A 17088-nucleotide genomic window follows, 5' to 3' on the forward strand; every position below is an offset into this window, starting at 1 on the left:
TCTCCTGTCAGACACCGAGCCGCGTCAGTAGCTCGGTGCGGTAGTCGTCGGTGCGTTGGTCGCGCTGACCGTGTGGTTGTCGGGGATTCGCGATCGGCAGGGTGTGCGCCACCCGTCCGTTCTCCAGCACGACGATGGTGTCGGCCAGTGCGATGGCCTCGTCCACGTCATGCGTGACCAGGAGCACCCCGAAGTTGTGCTGGCGCCAGAGGTTCAGCAGCAGGCGGTGCATCGACAGTCGGGTGAGGGCGTCGAGCGCGCCGAAGGGCTCGTCGAGTAACAGCAGTTGGGGCTCCGCCACCAGCGCGCGGGCCAGGGACACCCGCTGCGCCTGACCACCGGACAGGGTCAGCGGCCACGCCTGCGCCTTGTCTGCCAGGCCCACCTCGTCCAGGGCCTGGTCGGCGCGGGAAAGCGCCTCGGCGCGAGACAATTTGGCGCGGGTCAGGCCGTATCGGACATTGTCGCGAACGGACCGCCACGGGAACAGCCGGGGTTCCTGGAAGGCGACGGCCGGCGCGCCCTGTACCTCGCGCTCGCCCTGGAAATCACCGGCGATGCCGGAAAGCACCCGCAGTATCGTCGATTTTCCGGAACCGCTGCGCCCGACGAGCGCGACGATCTCGCCGCGCTTCACGCGGAGGCTGACCTCGTCGAGCACCCGATTGGCGCCGTACCACTTGGATACCGAACGCAACTCCGCTGCGGGCGGTTCCGATACCACCGGCGGTTCCACGGGTACTTCGTAAAGTGCTGTCACAGGGTGCCTTTCAGACGCGGTAGCGCAAAGCACGGCGCTCCAGAATCCGCACCAGTGCGTCGGTGATGATGCCGAGCAGCGCGTAGACGACGAGGCCGAAGATGATCACGTCGATGCGGAGGAAGTCGCGCGCGTTGTTGATGAGGTAGCCGACACCTGAGTCGGCGTTGATCTGCTCGGCGACGATGAGCGTGAGCCACGAGATGGCAAGCGATTGCCGCAGGCCCACCAGTACCTGGGGTGCGGCGCTGGGGATGACGACGGTCCGCAGCCGTTGCAGGGGCGAAAAGCCGAGTACGGCAGCCGTTTCGAAGAGCTTGGGGTCGACCTGGCGGATTGCCGACGAGGTATTGAGGTAGAGCGGGAACGCGGCACCCAACGCGACCATCAGCACCTTGGGGAGTTCGCCGATGCCGAACCAGACGATGAACAGCGGGATCAGGCCGAGGTGGGGCAGTGCCCGGATCATCTGCATCGTCGGGTCGACCGTGGCGTCCGCCCACTTCGAGAAGCCCACGAGGGCGCCGAGAGCGGCGCCGATGACGCCGCCGAGGATGAGTCCTTCGGCCGCGCGGATTCCCGAAACGCGCAATGCTTCGGCGAGTTGACCGTTGCCGATCAGCTCGATGCCGGCCTCCGCGATGGTCTGCGGTGCCGGCAGGACCTCGGGATCGATGAGGCCCCACGCGCTGCCGGCCTGCCACAGGATGAGCACCGCCAGCGGTGACAGCCAGCGGAGGATTTCCCAGCGCCGAGCGCGGACGCGGCTGATCCAGGAAACCGGCTGCACTGCAGCAGGTTCGGTACCCGGTGCCGCGGCGGCCACCGGGGCCTCGCGGGTGGTCATCACGCTCCTCACGTCGTCGGCTATCGGTCAGGCGCGCACGCCATCACACCGAAAGTAGGAGGCTGTCCACGGGCTGTGAAGATTTACCGTCGCCCTGATTCCACGGGAACGGGGGCGCGTAGTCTCACGCCTGTCAGAGGAATCGATCGAGGGGTCGGCAGGTGGTCTACGTCGAGTCAGCCGTACGGGGCAGGCAGATCATCGCCGCCGCGCGCGACGTGCTGGTTCGCGACGGCGTCGCCCGCACGACCATGCGCGCGGTGGCCGATGAGGCGCAAATTCCGCTCGGCACACTGCAACACGTCTTCCCGACGAAGCAGAAGCTGCTGCGTGCCGTGATCGAGGACGTGGTCGAGGAGATCGCGGAGGTTCTGCGTACCTCGGCCGATCTCGACGACGGCCTGGAACATGCCGTCCGGCAAGGTATCCGCGGCTTCTGGCAGACGTTGGTGGTGGGCCACAACAATTTGCAGTTGGTCCAGTTCGAGCTGGTGGTCCAAGCGCTGCGCACTCCCGGGCTCGAAGACCTCGCGCGCTGGCAGTACGAGCGGTATGTCGACGTCGTGGCCCACTGGTGCGAGCAGGCCGCCGCACGGGCGAACGAGACGGTGGCGATCGGCTATCGGAGTATCGCGCGGACGATCCTCGCGGGCATCGACGGACTGATCGTACAGTACGTCGTCGATCCCGATCCGGTGCGCGCAGACGAGGATCTCGACACGCTCATCACCATGATTCTCGGGGCCGCCGCCGTGCAGCCCGTCTCCTCGGACTGAGCGAGCGACCTTGCCGCCAGCGCAGATGTGCCTTATCGTCAAAGTCAGTCAGTTGTATGACTTGGAATTCGGTAAGCGTCAGGAGAACGCCATGGATCGTGTCGACGTCGTCATCGTGGGAGCCGGACTGGCCGGGCTCAGCGCCGCGCGCAAGCTCAGCCAGGCCGGAAAAACCGTGGTGGTGCTCGAGGCGCGGGACCGGGTGGCCGGCCGCAACCTCGGCGGCACGCTCAGCAACGGGGTGCCGGTGGAGATGGGCGGCCAGTGGGTCGGGCCGACACAGGACGCGGTGCTGGCCCTGATCGATGAACTGGGGCTGGAGACGTTCGCGTCCTACGACGAAGGGGATGCGATCACCGTCTACGACGGACAGAACCACCGCTACGCCGACGAGACGTTCGGTCTTCCGCCGGAGACCCTCGCCGAGGTCGGGCGGCTCTGGCTGGAGATCGAGCAGCTCGCCCAGACCGTCGACACCGGCTCGCCGTGGACCACGGCCGGCGCGACCGACCTGGACCGCCAGGCGCTCGACCAATGGTTGGTCGGCCAGACGACCGACGCCGTGGCGCTGCGGTTCTTTCGCCTGATCGTTCCCGCGCTGTTCTCCGCCGAGTCGCCTGAACTGTCGCTCCTGCACTTTCTGTTCTACGTCAAATCCGGGACGAGCCTCGAGGTGCTCATCTCGACCACCGGCGGCGCACAGGAGTCCCGCGTGGTCGGCGGCACCCACCAAATCTCGGAGCGCATAGCCGCCGAACTCGGAGATGCCTTGTGGCTCAACACCTTTGTCAGCGGCATCGCCCAGGATGCCTCTGGGGTCACGGTGACCTACGACGGTGGGCAGCTCGCGGCGGACCGCGTCGTGGTCGCGGTACCGCAGACTCTCGCCGGGCGGCTCCGCTACAGCCCGCCGCTGCCCGCGGCGCGCGATGCGCTGACCCAGCAGTTCCCTGCGGGCTCGGTCATCAAGTTCAACATCGGGTATCCGACGCCGTTCTGGCGCGATGCCGGTCTGTCGGGCTTCGTCATGAGCCTCGACGACGAGTTCAACGTCGTGCTCGACAACTCGCCGGCCGACAGCTCCTGTGGCGTCCTCGTCGGGTTCCTGGAGGGCGCACACGCCCGGCGGGCGGCAGAACTCACCGCCGCGGAGCGCCGCGACCTCGTCACCCGGAATCTGGTGAAGTACTTCGGTCCGCGGGCCGCCGACCCCTTCGACGTTCTCGAACAAGACTGGACCGCTGAGGAATTCAGCCGGGGCTGCTACGGCGGCCGGCTGGCCGCAGGTGTGTGGACGCAGTACGGCAAGGCCGTGGCGGCGCCCGTCGGCCGTATCCACTGGGCAGGCGCCGAGACCTCCGATGTCTGGAACGGCTACATGGACGGCGCGATTCGATCCGGCTACCGTGCGGCGGACGCCATCCTGGCCGAAGGGGCGTGACCATGAACACCGAAACACAGCAGACCGCCGTGGCGATCGTCGGCGCCGGCGTATCCGGTCTGATCGCCGCGCGCGACCTCCAGCGGCAGGGTATCGACGTCCTGGTGCTCGAGGCCGCGGACCGGGTGGGAGGACGGACGCTGGCCGAGACATCCGCGCTCGGTTCGCGACTCGATCTCGGTGGTCAGTGGATCGGCCAGGGACACCACAGGTTTGAACATCTGGTCGACGAACTCGGCGCGACGCGTTTCCAGATGCACACGCCGACGGCGCCCGTGATCATCGACGGCGCGCAGACCGTCCCACCGAACTCGCCGCCGATGCTCGCGGCCCATGCCGCGCTGGCGACCGCCGAGCTGCTCAGCCGGCTTCCCGTGCCGCGCCGGTGGAACACCGCGACGGTGCAGTCCTGGCTGAACCGGATTCCGTCCGACCGCGCGCGTCGACTGCTCGGGGTATTGGTCGAGACCACGTCGTGTGCCGCGCCCGATCAGCTTTCGGTGCAGGCCTTTCTCGAGCTGGTCCGCTATCAGGGCGGCCTGCAGACCATGATGAAAACACGCGGCGGAGCGCAGGATTCACTCGTGGCGGAGGGTGCGGGCACGCTCGCTGAGCGACTCGCCGCCGCGCTCGGTGCGCGGGTCCGGACGAGCTGCCGCGTCACCGCCATCCGTCAGACCATCGACGGCGTGGTCCTCGACACCAGCACCGGCACGGTGGCGGCGCAGCGGGTCATCGTCTCGGTACCGCCACCGATGACGAAGAACATCGCGTTCGAACCGCCATTGCCGCCCGAACGGATGGCCTTGCAGCGCAACACCTTCATGGGGACGGTCTACAAGGCCATCGCGGTCTACGACACGCCGTTCTGGCGGGCGCGCGGCGATGCGGAATGCGTGCTGCTCGGGGAGCCCAGCGTCGCGGTCTTCGATACCTCGCCGCCGGTCGGTCCCGGCCATCTGTGCATGCTGGTCGGCGGACCCGCGGCCCGCGCACTCGACGACCTGGATGCCGACAGCCGCCGCGCCTTGCTGCTACGCCGGCTGGCTCAGCGCCTCGAGAACGACGTCGAGCGACCGGCGAGTTGGCACGAAAAGTCCTGGCACCGAGACGTGTTCGCCGGTGGTGGCTACTCCGCGTTGCCGGTGCCGGGCACCCGCGACGGCTTCTACCCCGTGGCGTCGACGCCCACCGGACGGATTCACTGGGCCGGAACGGAGACGGCGACCGAACATGCCGGCTACATCGAAGGGGCGATCGAGGCCGGTGATCGCGCAGCGCGGGAGGTCGCCAAGACGATCACGCATGAATCTCAGACGAAAGCGCATTGATCGTCGCGTTCGGTGACTCTACGTTTTGAGCTATGAAGACAGTGCTGATCACGGGTTGTTCGTCGGGCTACGGGCTGGAGATCGCCCGGCACTTCCATGCGCAAGGCTGGAATGTCGTCGCGACCATGAGAACGCCACGGCCCGAGCTACTTCCGGACTCGGACCGCGTCCGGGTGTTGGCGCTCGACGTCACGGATCCGCAGAGCATCGCCGGCGCCATCGCGGCCGCCGGCCCGATCGACGTGCTGGTCAACAATGCCGGCGTCGGGGTGGTGGGCGCGTTCGAGGCCACCCCGATGGCGACGACACGGGAGGTGTTCGAGACCAACACCTTTGGCGTCATCGCGATGACGCAGGCGGTGGTCCCGCAATTCCGTGAACGGCGGTCCGGTGTCATCGTGAACGTGACCTCCAGTGCGACCTTGGCGCCGATGCCGCTGGCGGCGGTGTACACCGCGAGCAAGGCGGCGATCGAGGGTTTCACCGGCTCGCTGGCATTGGAGCTCGAATTCTTCGGAGTGGCTGCCAAACTCGTCGAGCCCGGCTATGGACCGGGCACCAACTTCGCCGCCAACGGCGCCGACCGGATGGACGGCCTGCTGCCGACGGAATACGAGGAGTTCGCGGGACCGGTCATGGCCGCGTTCGGCGACGTCGACGTGTTCACAACGGCGTCCGACGTGGCCGAGGTCGTCTACCAGGCCGCGACCGATACGTCGGGCCGGCTGCGGTTCGCGGCGGGCCCGGACGCGCTGGCCCTCGTCGCCGCGCACAGCGAATAGACACGTACTCGCCCGGTCGCGGGTACCGTGTCGAAATGGCAACGGACCCGCTCGATTTCATCGTCGCGCTGTTGCGGTGCCGGGCGGTGCGGTCGAAGATCGTGGCCGGTGGCGGTCAATGGAGCGTCCGCAAGCCGCGCTATACCGATCCGTCCTTCTGTGTGATGCTCGAAGGCGCATGCTGGTTCCGTCCCGAGGACGGCGACGCGATCGAACTCCGCGCGGGCGACTTCCTGCTGTTGCCGGAGACACCGAGCTTCGTGTTGGCGAGCGATCCGGCGCTGCCGCCCACGGATGCGCCGATCGACATCGAGGGTGACGCCGCCTACGGCGACAGCGCGCCGACCATGCGGATGCTGGGTGGATACTTCCAGTTCGATCGCGCGAACGCGGAACTGGTTGCCCGGCTGTTGCCCCCGGCGATTCTCATTCGGCGCGGCGAACCGGGCGCGGCCCGACTCGGCCGCATCGTGGAGCTGATCGCCGAGGAGGCCGGCGAGCACAACCGGTGCCGGGACCTGATCCTCGAGCGCCTGGTCGAGGTGCTGCTCATCGAGGCGTGGCGGTTCGAGACCGACCACGCGTCGGTCGAGCAGGGATTGCTTGGGGGACTGGCTGATCCGGCGTTGTCCGGGGTGCTCCGGGCATTGCACGCAGATCTGGCCGCGCCGTGGACGGTGGAGAAGCTGGCGCGCACGGCGGGCATGTCCCGGGCCGTCTTTGCCGAGCGGTTCTCCCGCACCGTCGGCATCCCGCCGATGCAGTACCTCACGGAATGGCGGGTCGCGCGGGCCAGGGAAATGCTGCTGGGCGACCGGCCCGGGCTGTCGGCGATTGCCGGCAAGGTCGGCTACAGCTCGGCAAGCGCCTTCAGCGCGGCATTCGCGCGGGTTGTCGGATGCTCGCCGGCCGAGTTCGCCAAACGCGGCGATCGCGGGCCGGAGTAGCGGTGAAAGCGCCTCAGAGCCGGTACATTTCGCGGGCCATGGCCGCTTCCTCGAAGGACTCGTCGCGCCGCGGCGGGTAGTATTCGGCCCGGTGTTCAGGCCAATGTGTGCGGCTCTGAATCCACGTGCCGGCTGCGGTGACCGCGTCGGCGAACTGCTGAGCGCTGTGGCGCAGCCAATCCCGCAGCATTTCTGCGGGGGTCGGAACGTGTGCGTGTGTCATGGCATCGACGCTACGAATCCGCACGGTCGCAGACATCGCGCCGAGGGCTGATCTTGATGTCCGACCACGGTAGGGCGTCGCGAGCGACCCCGGGCGGATGCTCAGGCCGGCGACCCGACGAAATCGTCCAGCGCCGACTCGATTTCGTGTGCGAGTCGTTGTGGCGCGTCGGTGTCTCCGGTGATCAGGTCGCGCAACGCGCGGTGGAACAGGCCGTCGGCCGTCGCGTAGACGATGGCGGGCGTGACGATGACGGCGGACTCGGTGAGCTCGGCGTAGGCGATGACGGCCTTCCATGTGAGCGCGGCGAGGCTGTCATCGATCTCGTTGATGCTGGCGGCGAAACGGTCGTCGAAGAGCGCCTGCGTGCGCAGGTCGTACCAGAGCCGGTGCATGACGGCCGACTCGCGCAGGGAATTGCTCAGCGCCCCGCTGATGCGGGTCTTGAGCTCCGGCCCGGAGCTGCCGTCGATGACGATGGAGTTGTACCGGTCGATGAAGTTGTCCTTGTACTGCCGCACGCAGCACATGACGAGGTCGTCCTTGTCGTCGAAGTAGTAATGCAGAACGCCGAGCGATATCTCGCAGTGCTGGGCGAGCTCGCGCATGCTGGCCCGCGCGAAACCCAGTTCAGCAAGCCCGCTGGTGGCCTGGGCGGCCAGTGCCTGGCGGCGCGCAGCGAACTTTTGTCCGCGCGGACCCGACAACCGGCCTGCAACGCGGCTCGAGGCGGTATCCACAGGGCTCCAGTGGCTGATGAGGTGGCAGTGAACTGGCGGGAAATTCTAAGTCTATTCCTCTGATCAGGCACTTCTGCACGCGCCGGCAAAGTTTGGACGATCGTCTTGAAACACCCGCGAAGAGTGGCGCAGATCACTATCATGCTCCGCGGGTACTCGAAATTCAACGGAAATGGTGCCGATGAGCGAACAAGAAACCACCGCAGATTCTGCTGCGGACGACAGGTTGGAATGGTTGCGAAAATCGGCGGCGGAGGGTCAACCGGGCGCGGTCGACTCGGCGTGGAGCTGGATCGTCGAGCTCTCCACCTTGGCCGACAACAATGCCGATGCCGCCGAAGCACAGCTCAACGACCTTTTCCGGCTGGGTACGCCGCCCGTCGATCTGGACGGTCCGACCGAGGGCATCCTGGTCATGATGACGACCAACCCTGCGTTGGACACGGTGACCCGGGCCGTCACCGCTCTCTGGATGCCGTGGCAGGGCAAACGCTTCGACTCGGACAGTGGTACCGGGGACAACCGGCTGACGCGCAGCACCGGCCTGGTCGGCAAATTGCTGTGGCCGCTGTACTCGATGCGTGACGCCGAGTCGGGCAAACTCGCCTTCGATTTCGCCACGTATGTCGAAGCCGGCAAGGACGATCCCGACCGCCAGGTGATGGTCATCGATTACGCCAACGTGGAATCCAATCCGCGGCTGGTGATCCGCAGCATCCGCGACGAGTTGGTGGAGCTGGTACCCGGCGTCTACCTCGGCAAGATTCTGTTCAACACCGGCGCCGACCGGTTCAGCAAGATTGGATACTTCGCGCTGCGCACGCCTCGCTGACGGATCCCAGATCATCCGACGACCACCGACCAACTTCGAAAAAGAAACGGCGACAACATGATTCCGTCACAGTGGCACGAATACCCCTCTCTCCTGCTGCAGCTGAACGCGCTGTCCAAGACCCGTGACGAGCTGCGTGAGCACAACCTCTACGAGGCGTACGGCATGCGGCCGTCCGACGACCTGGGCCAGCCCACCGACGAGGTGCGTCGCGCTCGTCAGCCTGATGGCACCTGGAACGATCTCCAAGACCCGCACATGGGCGCCAAGGGCACCGGCTTCGGCCGCAACGTCCCGCTGTCGATGACCGTCACCGACGTCAAGCGACTCCTCAAGCCCGACCCCCGCGTCATCAGCCGCAAGCTGATGGCCCGCGACGACTTCAAGCCCGCGGGCATCATCAACGCACTCGCCGCCGCATGGTTGCAGTTCGAGAACCACAACTGGTTCTTCCACGGCGACGGTGTCGCGGACAAGACCATCGACATCCCGCTCAGTGCCGATGATCATTTCCCCGAGAACCCGATGAAGATCCGGTGCACCATCCCGCTGCGCGGGGAGATCGCCGACGGTTGTCCCGCACCGGTTTTCGCCAATGCGGAGACGCATTGGTGGGACGGCTCGCAGGTCTACGGCAGCGGTAAGGAACGCCAGGCGGAGATTCGCACCTTCGTCGACGGCAAGGTCAAGGTCGACCCGAGCGGCCGCCTGCCCGAGAGTGACATCCCCGGCATCGACCTCACCGGCATGAAAGAGAACTACTGGGTCGGCACCGGCCTGCTGCACACGATGTTCGCGCGTGAGCACAACGCCGTCTGTGACGCACTGAAGAAGGCCTACCCGAGCTTCGACGACCAGCGCCTCTTCGAACTCGGTGTGCTCGTCGTGTCGGCGCTGATCGCCAAGATCCACACCGTCGAGTGGACGCCGTGCGTCCTGCGGCACCCGGCGCTGCAGATCGGCATGAACGCGAACTGGTATGGCGCGCTTGGCGAAACGTTCCGCGACAAGATCGGCCGCATCGGCGACAGCGAGGCGCTCTCGGGTGTCGTCGGATCGTCGACCGATCACCACGCTGCGCCCTTCTCGCTGACCGAGGAATTCGTCTCGGTCTACCGCATGCACCCGCTGATCCCCGATGACTGGAACTTCTTCTCGCTGGAGTCCGGCGAGCACCTGGTCAAGGCGGACTTCACCCAGCTGCAGGGCAGCTACACGCGCGGTTTCATGGACAAGCTCCAGATGGGCGACATGTGGTACTCGTTCGGGCTCGCCAGCGCCGGCGCGGTGTGCCTGCACAACTACCCGAACGCGCTGCGCAACCTGACCCGCGTCGACGGCCAGGTCACCGACCTCGCCACCCTCGACATCGTGCGCGACCGGGAGCGAGGTGTGCCGCGCTACAACGACTTCCGCGAAGCACTGCGGATGCCGCGGCGCAAGACCATCGACGACATCACGCCGAACAAGCAGTGGGCGCGGGAGATCAACGAGGTCTACAACGGTGACGTCGACGCCGTCGACCTGCAGATCGGCATGCAGGCCGAGCAGCCGCCGAAGGGATTCGGCTTCTCGGACACCGCCTTCCGGATCTTCATCCTGATGGCGTCGCGCCGGCTCAAGAGCGACCGCTTCTTCACCAACGACTTCAAGCCCGAGGTGTACACGCAGGTCGGGTTCGACTGGGTGAACAACAACACCATGAAAGACGTGATGCTGCGGCACTACCCGGAGCTGGAGCCGGTGATCGGCGACGTCGAGCGGGTGTTCGCACCGTGGCCGAAGCTGGGTGCACCGGTGCCGGGGAAGAAGAACCCGGTGGTGCAGTTGGCCGACTCGGTCCGCGCCTACCTGCCCTGGGGCTGACGGACGATGGCCGAGGATTTCCCGCACGCATCCATCGTCGAAGGGGTTCGGTTCACCGCCCAGATCGGCGTGCCGAATGTCCTTCTGGGACTGTTCAACAAGCGAGAGTTGCCCACGCGCATCGCATCCGGTTTGGGTTCGGACTACTTGGGGTACCAGCTGGTCGAAGGCATGGTCCGAAGTTACGGGCCCGGTCCGTTCTACGTGCGGGTCGTCGCCGACGAGGCATTGCTGGTGCATCACCCCGACGACCTGGAGTTCGTGTTGAGTGGATCGCCCGACCCGTTCGCCTCCGACCCGAAGCCCAAACGCGAGGGCATGGCGGCGTTCCAGCCGGACGCACTGACCATCTCGCGCGGGCAGCCGTGGGAGGACCGCAGGCGGTTCGCCGAGGCGGTGCTGGACACCGGCCACCCGGTGCACCGGCTGGCGCAGGCATTCGTCGAGAAGGTCGCGCGGACCGTCGAAGGCCTGGGCTCCGGAGAGCTGAAGTGGGCGGCGTGGAACGCCGCCTTCCAGCGGTTGACGCGCTGCGTGGTCTTCGGTGACAAGGCCGCGGACGACGCCAGGCTCACCTCACAGCTCAGCGAACTGATGTCGGCGGGCAACGGGATGCCCGGCGAGCCGGCGCCCGGCTACCCGGAGTTCGTGGGGCACATCGAGTCCTACCTGAAGGATCCTGAGCCGGGCAGTCTGGCCGCGCTGATCGCAGAGACGACGCCACCGGAGACGGCGAGTCCCGCGAGTCAGGTGATCCACTGGCTGTTCGCGATGGGGGACACCCTGGCGGCCAACGCTTTCCGGACCCTTGCGGTGTTGTCCACCCACTCGGAGAACCTGCGTGAGGTCCGGGCGGAGCTGGCGTCGGCCGACATCAACTCGGGCCAGGGCATCGCCTCGCTGAAGTATCTGGGCGGGTGCCTGCTCGACACCATGCGGTTGTGGCCGACGACGGGGCTGTTCGGTCGAGTCGCGACCCGGGACATCGAATTCCCCAGTGGCGCAGTGCTGCCCGAAGGCAAGCAGGTCCTCATCTACAACGTGTTCAATCACCGGAACCGCGACCGGATCCCTTACGCCGACCGGTTCTCACCGGGTGAGTGGGTCAGCGGGGACGCCGGCAGCGACTGGTCGTACAACTTCTTCAGCCACGGCCCGCAGGGCTGCCCGGGAGCCGGCCTGTCGGTGTTCCTCGGGCAGGCCTTCCTGGCGCACGTACTGAACGAATCCGGTCCGGTGCTGCGCGGCGCTACGCTGAACCCACAGAAGTCGCTGCCGCATAGCATTGATCTGTACGGCATCAGCATTGAACGCTAGATGGACCATGCGGTCGTCACCGCGACCGTGCGATGGAGGGGACTCTTTGTGACGACGACCGCCGAACATCTCCGTTACGCCCTCGACGGGCGTTGGCGCGACGTGAAAGACCTTATTCGCGAAGAGCTTTCCGCGGAGCTGTTCAAGCCGCACTACACCCCGGACACCGCGGTGGCCCGGGCCAAGGTCACCGAGCAGATGAAGTACATGGCGTCGCGCGGGGCCGCCGAGGACGCCTTCGCGAAGGGCCACGGCGGCAACGGTGATGCGGGCGCCACCATCGCCCGTATCGAGATGCTGGCCATGAGCGACCTGTCGCTGATGGTCAAGGCCGGCGTGCAGTGGGGCCTGTTCGGCGGCGCCATCGACAACCTGGGCACGGAACGCCACCATGAGGCGTACGTGCGCAAGGCCATCGACCTGGACCTCGTGGGCTGCTTCGGCATGACCGAGACCGGGCACGGCAGTGACGTGCAGTCCCTGGAGACGACCGCGACGTACGACCCGGCCACCGGCGAGTTCGTCATCGATTCACCGACGCCCACGTCGCGCAAGGACTACATCGGCGGTGCGGCCGAATCAGCCCAGGTGTCAGCGGTTTTCGCGCAGCTGATCACCAAGGGCGAGAACCACGGCGTGCACTGTTTCATCGTGCCGATACGCGACGAGTACGGCAACGACCTGCCCGGCATCCGAACCTCGGACTGCCACTACAAGGGCGGACTGCCCGGTGTCGACAACGGCCGCATCCAGTTCGACCACGTCCGCATCCCGCGGGAGAACCTGCTCAACCGCTACGGCGACGTCGCCGAGGACGGGACGTACTCGTCCCCGATCGAAAACCCGAACCGGCGGTTCTTCACGATGCTGGGCACGCTGATCCGGGGCCGCGTGACGGTCGGCGGCAGCGCCGCGGCCGCCGCGCGCGTCGCATTGGACATCGCGACCCGGTATGCGTTGCAGCGCAGGCAGTTCGAGGCGCCGAAGACCGACGACGAAGTCCTCATCATGGACTACCTGGTGCACCAGCGTCGGCTGCTGCCGCTGATCGCGAAGTCGTACGCGCTGCAGTTCGCGCAGAACGAATTGGTGTCGGACCTGCACGATCTGCAGGACGTCGAAGAACCCGACGGCGAGGTGCAGCGGGAACTGGAAGCGCGGGCCGCGGGCCTCAAGGCCACCGCGACGTGGCACGCCACCAAGGCCATCCAGGAATGTCGCGAGGCCTGCGGCGGTGCGGGCTATCTGGCCGAGAACCGCCTCATCGCGCTCAAGGCCGACACCGATGTCTTCACGACCTTCGAAGGCGACAACCACGTCTTGACGCAGCTGGTGGCCAAACACCTGCTCACCGAGTACGCCGACGACATCAAGGGCATGAGCCCGTTCGAGTGGGTGAAGTTCGCGACCAGCACGGCGCGGGAGCGTGTGCGCCGCAGCACCGGCACCGAGACCATCCTGCAGAACCTGCTCGACACCCGGCAGGACAACGAGGAAGAGGGCAGCCTCTTCAACCGCGGCACGCAGGCCAAGATGTTCGAGGACCGGGCCGACTACCTGTTGTCGACCGTGGCCCGCCGACTGCAGGCCAACTCCAAGGAGATGAGTCCCTTCGAGGCGTTCAACTCGGTGCAGGACCACGTGCTGCACGCGGCCTCGGCCCACATCGACCGCATCGTGTTCGAGTCTTTCGCCGCCGGCATCGATGCGTGCACCGATCCCGAGGCCCGCGAGATCTTCGGCCTCCTGTGCGACCTGTATGCGTTGTCGGTGATCGAAGAGGACAAGGCGTGGTACATCGAGCACCGCTTCCTGTCCATGGATCGGGCCAAGGCCGTCACCGCCGGGATCAACGATCGCTGCCGCAAGCTCCGGCCGTACGCCGAGGTGCTGGTCGACGGATTCCGCATCCCCGAGCAGCTGCGCTACGCCGAGATGCTGCATCCGGAGCGCATTCCGGACGTGCGATGACAGGACCCGCCATGGACCTCTCGAAGAAGACGGCACTGTTCGTGGCGGCCGGCGTGGCGGTTGGCGTCCTGGTCGCTCCGGCTGCGCAGGCCGACATCTGCGACCCGTCGGTGACCGTCTGTCAGGGCAGTGAGATCAGCGGCCCGACGTCGGTGCCGGCCGCGTCGCCGCCGGTCATCGCGAGCGATGACGAGTTCCCGTTCGGCGATGACGAGTGGTACCTCTACCCCGGCACGGGCGTGATCAACCATGGAGGCGGTGGCGGCGGGCACCGTTAGGGCAGCGCCTCTCCCTCGGCTCCAGATCGAAAGTGGTGACGGAGAGCCGACGCGCCGGTCGAGTTCACGCTGCGTCGCCGGTGCTCGAGATTTTCGCGGCCAGAGCGGCGAGTTTGTCGTCCAAGATCAGTGCCGCCGCCAGTAGCGGCGGGTTGTCGTCGACAACCATCAGCGACGACGGTTTGACGTAGGTCAAGGCGCTCCGGCTGTCATCCTCTTCCGTCAGCAGCACCTCCACGGGAGCAAAGAGCCCGGCCATGAGGTCGTGCCGAATCATGGTGATCGCGATGAGCGGATTGCCCAGGATGACGCGCAGGGCCTTGCGCTCTACGCCGGCGGTGCTGAGCCACCGGGTGTGGTCGATCAGGTGCATCAACATGAAATCGCTCGGTCCGGCCTGTCGCTGCACGTCCGCTGCGAACGCGCTCCAGTCGCGATCCGCCAGCGCCTGCAGGTCCGTTATCTGCGCGGGTTCGGTACCGATATCGGCGAGCAGATCGGCACTCAGTTCATCGAATGTCTTTTCGCTGTCGAACCGCATCCGGACCCCGTTGAACGGAATCGCGTGAGCCTTAACTGTGGTCATCGTCGTCTGTCCTCGCGTAGGAACCGGGTGTACACACCACATTCGGCCAATCGGTGGCCGGGTGGGGAGGCCGAGATGATCCTGGTGTTCGCAGGAACAGGATGGGCATCGGTTCGGACGAGGGCCGAAGTAGCAACCAGCCACATTGATCACTCGCACACCAACTTTGGCCCCCGATTGGCGCTTATTGACCAAGTCGAACTATTTTCCTGAGGTGATCTCTTCGGCTGTTGGCGCTGTCGCCCGCTGGACCGCTCCCCTCCTCGCCGTCGCCGCTGTCGCGAGCGTCGGCCTGACCGTCGACCCGGCGCCGCGCGATGCCACCGCCCCGTCGATCCGGCTGGTCGACGACAGCAACCCGTTGGCCGGCCGGCCCTTCTACGCCGACCCGATCTCGAAGGCCCGGGCCGCCGCCGCACAGGCCGACCCGCCCAGCCCCGAGCTCACCGCCATCGCCAACACGCCGCAGGCCTACTGGCTCGACCAGGCGTTCCCCGCCTCGACCGTCGGCGGCACCGTTGCCGGCCTGGCCGGTGCCGCGAATGCCGCGGGCGCCACCCCTGTGCTGGTGCTGTACGGCATCCCGCACCGCGACTGCGGTAGCTACGCAGCGGGCGGATTCGGCTCGGCCGACAGCTACCGCGCCTGGATCGACAGCGTCGCGGCGGGCCTCGGTGGCTCGCCGGCGGCGATCATCGTCGAGCCCGACGCGCTCGCGATGGCCGACTGCCTGTCCGCAGGCCAGCGGCAGGAGCGCTTCGACCTGATCCGCTACGCCGTCGACACGCTGACCCGCGACCCGGCGGCGGCGGTCTACATCGACGCCGGGCACTCGCGCTGGGTGAGCGCCGAGACCATGGCCTCGCGGCTGAACGATGTCGGTGTCGCCAAGGCCCGCGGCTTCAGCCTCAACACCACCAACTACTTCACCACCAATGAAGAGATCGGGTACGGCGAGGCGATCTCCGGCCTGACCAACGGCGCGCACTACGTCATCGACACCTCGCGCAACGGTGCCGGGCCCGCCGAGGGCGACCCGATGTACTGGTGCAACCCGGACGGCCGCGCGCTGGGCGTCGCACCCACCACCGACACCGCCGGCGCGCACGCCGATGCGTACCTGTGGGTCAAGCGCGTCGGCGAGTCCGACGGGTCGTGCGGCCGCGGCGAACCCGGTGCGGGCACGTTCGTGAAGTCGTTCGCCATCGACCTGGCGCGCAACGCAGCACGCTGATTCCGCGCGCCGAGACCACGGTTTCGGCGAAAAGGGCGATACGTTGCCGTCATGCACGGGTGTGGCCCTGACTGCGCCGACGGCGTCGATGCGATTTCCCGGCGCACCGCGATTGCCGCGTCGGTGTCCGCGCTGTTCGGCGGCGCCGCGCTCGCGACCGCGGCCGGCAGTTCAGCCGCGCCGGGCGGCGGGGCGCTGCCGCAGAACGCACTGATCACGCTCGGGGTGCAGGCAGGGCCGCCGCCGGTACCGAATCGGACGGGCATCTCGTCGGCGCTCAAGATCGGTGACGACGTCTACCAGATCGACTGCGGCCTGGGCTCTTTGAACGCCTTCACGAACGCGGGGCTGAGGTTCGATCAACTGCGCAGCCTGTTCATCACGCACCTGCACACCGATCACATCGTCGACTACTACAGCTTCTTCCTGTCCGGCGGCTACACCGCGTCACCGGGTAAGGGCGCGGTGTCGGTGTACGGACCCGGCCCCGCCGGTGGGCTGCCGCCGAGCGAGGTCGGCAACCCCAACCCACCGACCGTCGAGCCGGCCGATCCCACACCGGGCATCGCGGCCATGACGGATGCGCTACACCGGGCTTTCGCCTACACGAGCAACATCTTCATCCGGGACATGGGCACCGACGACATCCAGAACCTGGTCAATGTGCACGAGGTCGTCGTGCCACCCGGCTCGGACTACCAGAACCGGGCGCCGCGCACCGACCCCTTCCCGGTCATGACCGACAACAATGTGCGCGTCACCGCGACCCTGGTGAGCCACTACGACGTGTACCCGGCCTTCGCCTTCCGGTTCGACCTCCTGCGAGCTGGCGTCTCGGTCACGTTCTCGGGCGACACGACCAAGTCCGACAACCTGATCGCGCTCGCGCGGGGCACCGACATCCTGGTGCACGAAGCACAGTTCAGCCTCGCCGACGGCGGCAACAACAGTAGGTTCCCGCCGGGCTACCTGGTCCGGTCCCATACCTCCGCCGAGCAGGTGGGTGAAGTCGCCGCGGCGGCGGGCGCCAAGCATGTTGTGTTGAGCCACTATTCGCCCACCGATCTGCCCGACTCGAAGTGGCGGGATGCAATCGGCCGCCGCTATCGGGGCAAGATCACCGTCGCGCGCGACGGCCAGGTCTTCGCTCTCTGACT

At 66.9% G+C, this 17088-nt stretch carries 17 protein-coding genes; 12 read left to right on the forward strand and 5 right to left on the reverse strand.

Annotated features, from left to right (window positions below; genetic code table 11):
• Nucleotides 1-7: 7 nt before the first annotated feature.
• Both ACJH6I_RS10795 and ACJH6I_RS10800 read right to left on the reverse strand, forming a co-directional pair.
• Nucleotides 8-760 carry an ABC transporter ATP-binding protein gene (locus tag ACJH6I_RS10795; protein ID WP_061003688.1) on the reverse strand — a complete coding sequence of 251 codons (753 nt, stop codon included), beginning with the start codon at nucleotides 758-760 and terminating at the stop codon, nucleotides 8-10.
• A 10-nt stretch (nucleotides 761-770) separates the two neighbouring features.
• The gene (locus tag ACJH6I_RS10800; RefSeq protein WP_406784053.1) at nucleotides 771-1607 is read right to left on the reverse strand and encodes an ABC transporter permease; all 837 of its coding nucleotides are present in this window, start codon (nucleotides 1605-1607) and stop codon (nucleotides 771-773) included.
• A 161-nt stretch (nucleotides 1608-1768) separates the two neighbouring features.
• Here ACJH6I_RS10800 and ACJH6I_RS10805 point away from each other — a divergent pair, with 161 nt between their 5' ends.
• The 5 genes from ACJH6I_RS10805 (at nucleotide 1769) to ACJH6I_RS10825 (ending at nucleotide 6884) form a co-directional block, all read left to right on the forward strand.
• A complete protein-coding gene (locus ACJH6I_RS10805; RefSeq protein ID WP_318984084.1) occupies nucleotides 1769-2383 on the forward strand; it encodes a TetR/AcrR family transcriptional regulator in 615 nt (204 codons plus the stop codon).
• Between the two features lie 91 nt (nucleotides 2384-2474).
• Nucleotides 2475-3824 carry a flavin monoamine oxidase family protein gene (locus ACJH6I_RS10810; RefSeq protein WP_406784054.1) on the forward strand — a complete coding sequence of 450 codons (1350 nt, stop codon included), beginning with the start codon at nucleotides 2475-2477 and terminating at the stop codon, nucleotides 3822-3824.
• A 2-nt stretch (nucleotides 3825-3826) separates the two neighbouring features.
• Nucleotides 3827-5155 carry a flavin monoamine oxidase family protein gene (locus ACJH6I_RS10815; RefSeq protein ID WP_406784055.1) on the forward strand — a complete coding sequence of 443 codons (1329 nt, stop codon included), beginning with the start codon at nucleotides 3827-3829 and terminating at the stop codon, nucleotides 5153-5155.
• Between the two features lie 32 nt (nucleotides 5156-5187).
• Entirely contained in the window at nucleotides 5188-5937 is a 750-nt protein-coding gene (locus ACJH6I_RS10820) for an SDR family oxidoreductase (RefSeq protein ID WP_318984081.1), read from the forward strand.
• A gap of 35 nt (nucleotides 5938-5972) precedes the next feature.
• Complete coding sequence (locus tag ACJH6I_RS10825) at nucleotides 5973-6884, forward strand: AraC family transcriptional regulator (protein WP_318984080.1); 912 nt, start codon at nucleotides 5973-5975, stop codon at nucleotides 6882-6884.
• Between the two features lie 13 nt (nucleotides 6885-6897).
• On the opposite strand, the gene ACJH6I_RS10830 is transcribed toward ACJH6I_RS10825, so the two are convergent.
• On the reverse strand, nucleotides 6898-7107 hold the full coding sequence (locus ACJH6I_RS10830; RefSeq protein WP_318984079.1) for a hypothetical protein: 210 nt from the start codon (nucleotides 7105-7107) through the stop codon (nucleotides 6898-6900).
• A 101-nt stretch (nucleotides 7108-7208) separates the two neighbouring features.
• Nucleotides 7209-7847 carry a TetR/AcrR family transcriptional regulator gene (locus ACJH6I_RS10835; RefSeq protein WP_318984078.1) on the reverse strand — a complete coding sequence of 213 codons (639 nt, stop codon included), beginning with the start codon at nucleotides 7845-7847 and terminating at the stop codon, nucleotides 7209-7211.
• A 181-nt stretch (nucleotides 7848-8028) separates the two neighbouring features.
• On the opposite strand from ACJH6I_RS10835, the gene ACJH6I_RS10840 reads away from it, so the two are divergent.
• The 5 genes from ACJH6I_RS10840 to ACJH6I_RS10860 are packed head-to-tail and all read left to right on the forward strand — an operon-like array spanning nucleotide 8029 to nucleotide 14111.
• A complete protein-coding gene (locus ACJH6I_RS10840) occupies nucleotides 8029-8679 on the forward strand; it encodes a hypothetical protein (protein ID WP_318984077.1) in 651 nt (216 codons plus the stop codon).
• 57 nt (nucleotides 8680-8736) lie between these two features.
• On the forward strand, nucleotides 8737-10545 hold the full coding sequence (locus ACJH6I_RS10845) for a peroxidase family protein (RefSeq protein WP_318984076.1): 1809 nt from the start codon (nucleotides 8737-8739) through the stop codon (nucleotides 10543-10545).
• Between the two features lie 6 nt (nucleotides 10546-10551).
• The gene (locus ACJH6I_RS10850; protein ID WP_318984075.1) at nucleotides 10552-11862 is read left to right on the forward strand and encodes a cytochrome P450; all 1311 of its coding nucleotides are present in this window, start codon (nucleotides 10552-10554) and stop codon (nucleotides 11860-11862) included.
• Nucleotides 11863-11910: 48 nt separating this feature from the next.
• The gene (locus ACJH6I_RS10855) at nucleotides 11911-13833 is read left to right on the forward strand and encodes an acyl-CoA dehydrogenase (protein ID WP_318984074.1); all 1923 of its coding nucleotides are present in this window, start codon (nucleotides 11911-11913) and stop codon (nucleotides 13831-13833) included.
• Between the two features lie 11 nt (nucleotides 13834-13844).
• Nucleotides 13845-14111, forward strand: a complete 267-nt coding sequence (locus tag ACJH6I_RS10860; RefSeq protein WP_064858896.1) for a hypothetical protein — start codon at nucleotides 13845-13847, stop codon at nucleotides 14109-14111.
• A gap of 64 nt (nucleotides 14112-14175) precedes the next feature.
• Here the strand turns inward: ACJH6I_RS10860 and ACJH6I_RS10865 are convergent, their stop codons facing one another.
• Entirely contained in the window at nucleotides 14176-14697 is a 522-nt protein-coding gene (locus tag ACJH6I_RS10865; protein ID WP_318984073.1) for a DUF302 domain-containing protein, read from the reverse strand.
• A gap of 214 nt (nucleotides 14698-14911) precedes the next feature.
• Between ACJH6I_RS10865 and ACJH6I_RS10870 the strand changes: the two genes are divergently transcribed.
• Nucleotides 14912-15931 carry a glycoside hydrolase family 6 protein gene (locus ACJH6I_RS10870; RefSeq protein ID WP_318984072.1) on the forward strand — a complete coding sequence of 340 codons (1020 nt, stop codon included), beginning with the start codon at nucleotides 14912-14914 and terminating at the stop codon, nucleotides 15929-15931.
• Nucleotides 15932-15982: 51 nt separating this feature from the next.
• Nucleotides 15983-17086, forward strand: a complete 1104-nt coding sequence (locus ACJH6I_RS10875) for an MBL fold metallo-hydrolase (protein ID WP_318984071.1) — start codon at nucleotides 15983-15985, stop codon at nucleotides 17084-17086.
• The last annotated feature ends 2 nt before the right edge of the window (nucleotides 17087-17088 follow it).

The sequence above is a fragment of the Mycobacterium sp. SMC-13 genome (genome assembly GCF_045311035.1).
Taxonomy (GTDB): domain Bacteria; phylum Actinomycetota; class Actinomycetes; order Mycobacteriales; family Mycobacteriaceae; genus Mycobacterium.

Coding starts and splice junctions, on each gene's coding strand:
- ACJH6I_RS10800 (WP_406784053.1), bottom strand. CDS start 1,607: ATGACCACCCGCGAGGCCCCGGTGGCCGCCGCGGCACCGGGTACCGAA.
- ACJH6I_RS10810 (WP_406784054.1), top strand. CDS start 2,475: ATGGATCGTGTCGACGTCGTCATCGTGGGAGCCGGACTGGCCGGGCTC.
- ACJH6I_RS10815 (WP_406784055.1), top strand. CDS start 3,827: ATGAACACCGAAACACAGCAGACCGCCGTGGCGATCGTCGGCGCCGGC.
- ACJH6I_RS10820 (WP_318984081.1), top strand. CDS start 5,188: ATGAAGACAGTGCTGATCACGGGTTGTTCGTCGGGCTACGGGCTGGAG.
- ACJH6I_RS10825 (WP_318984080.1), top strand. CDS start 5,973: ATGGCAACGGACCCGCTCGATTTCATCGTCGCGCTGTTGCGGTGCCGG.
- ACJH6I_RS10830 (WP_318984079.1), bottom strand. CDS start 7,107: ATGACACACGCACACGTTCCGACCCCCGCAGAAATGCTGCGGGATTGG.
- ACJH6I_RS10840 (WP_318984077.1), top strand. CDS start 8,029: ATGAGCGAACAAGAAACCACCGCAGATTCTGCTGCGGACGACAGGTTG.
- ACJH6I_RS10845 (WP_318984076.1), top strand. CDS start 8,737: ATGATTCCGTCACAGTGGCACGAATACCCCTCTCTCCTGCTGCAGCTG.
- ACJH6I_RS10850 (WP_318984075.1), top strand. CDS start 10,552: ATGGCCGAGGATTTCCCGCACGCATCCATCGTCGAAGGGGTTCGGTTC.
- ACJH6I_RS10860 (WP_064858896.1), top strand. CDS start 13,845: ATGGACCTCTCGAAGAAGACGGCACTGTTCGTGGCGGCCGGCGTGGCG.
- ACJH6I_RS10865 (WP_318984073.1), bottom strand. CDS start 14,697: ATGACCACAGTTAAGGCTCACGCGATTCCGTTCAACGGGGTCCGGATG.
- ACJH6I_RS10875 (WP_318984071.1), top strand. CDS start 15,983: ATGCACGGGTGTGGCCCTGACTGCGCCGACGGCGTCGATGCGATTTCC.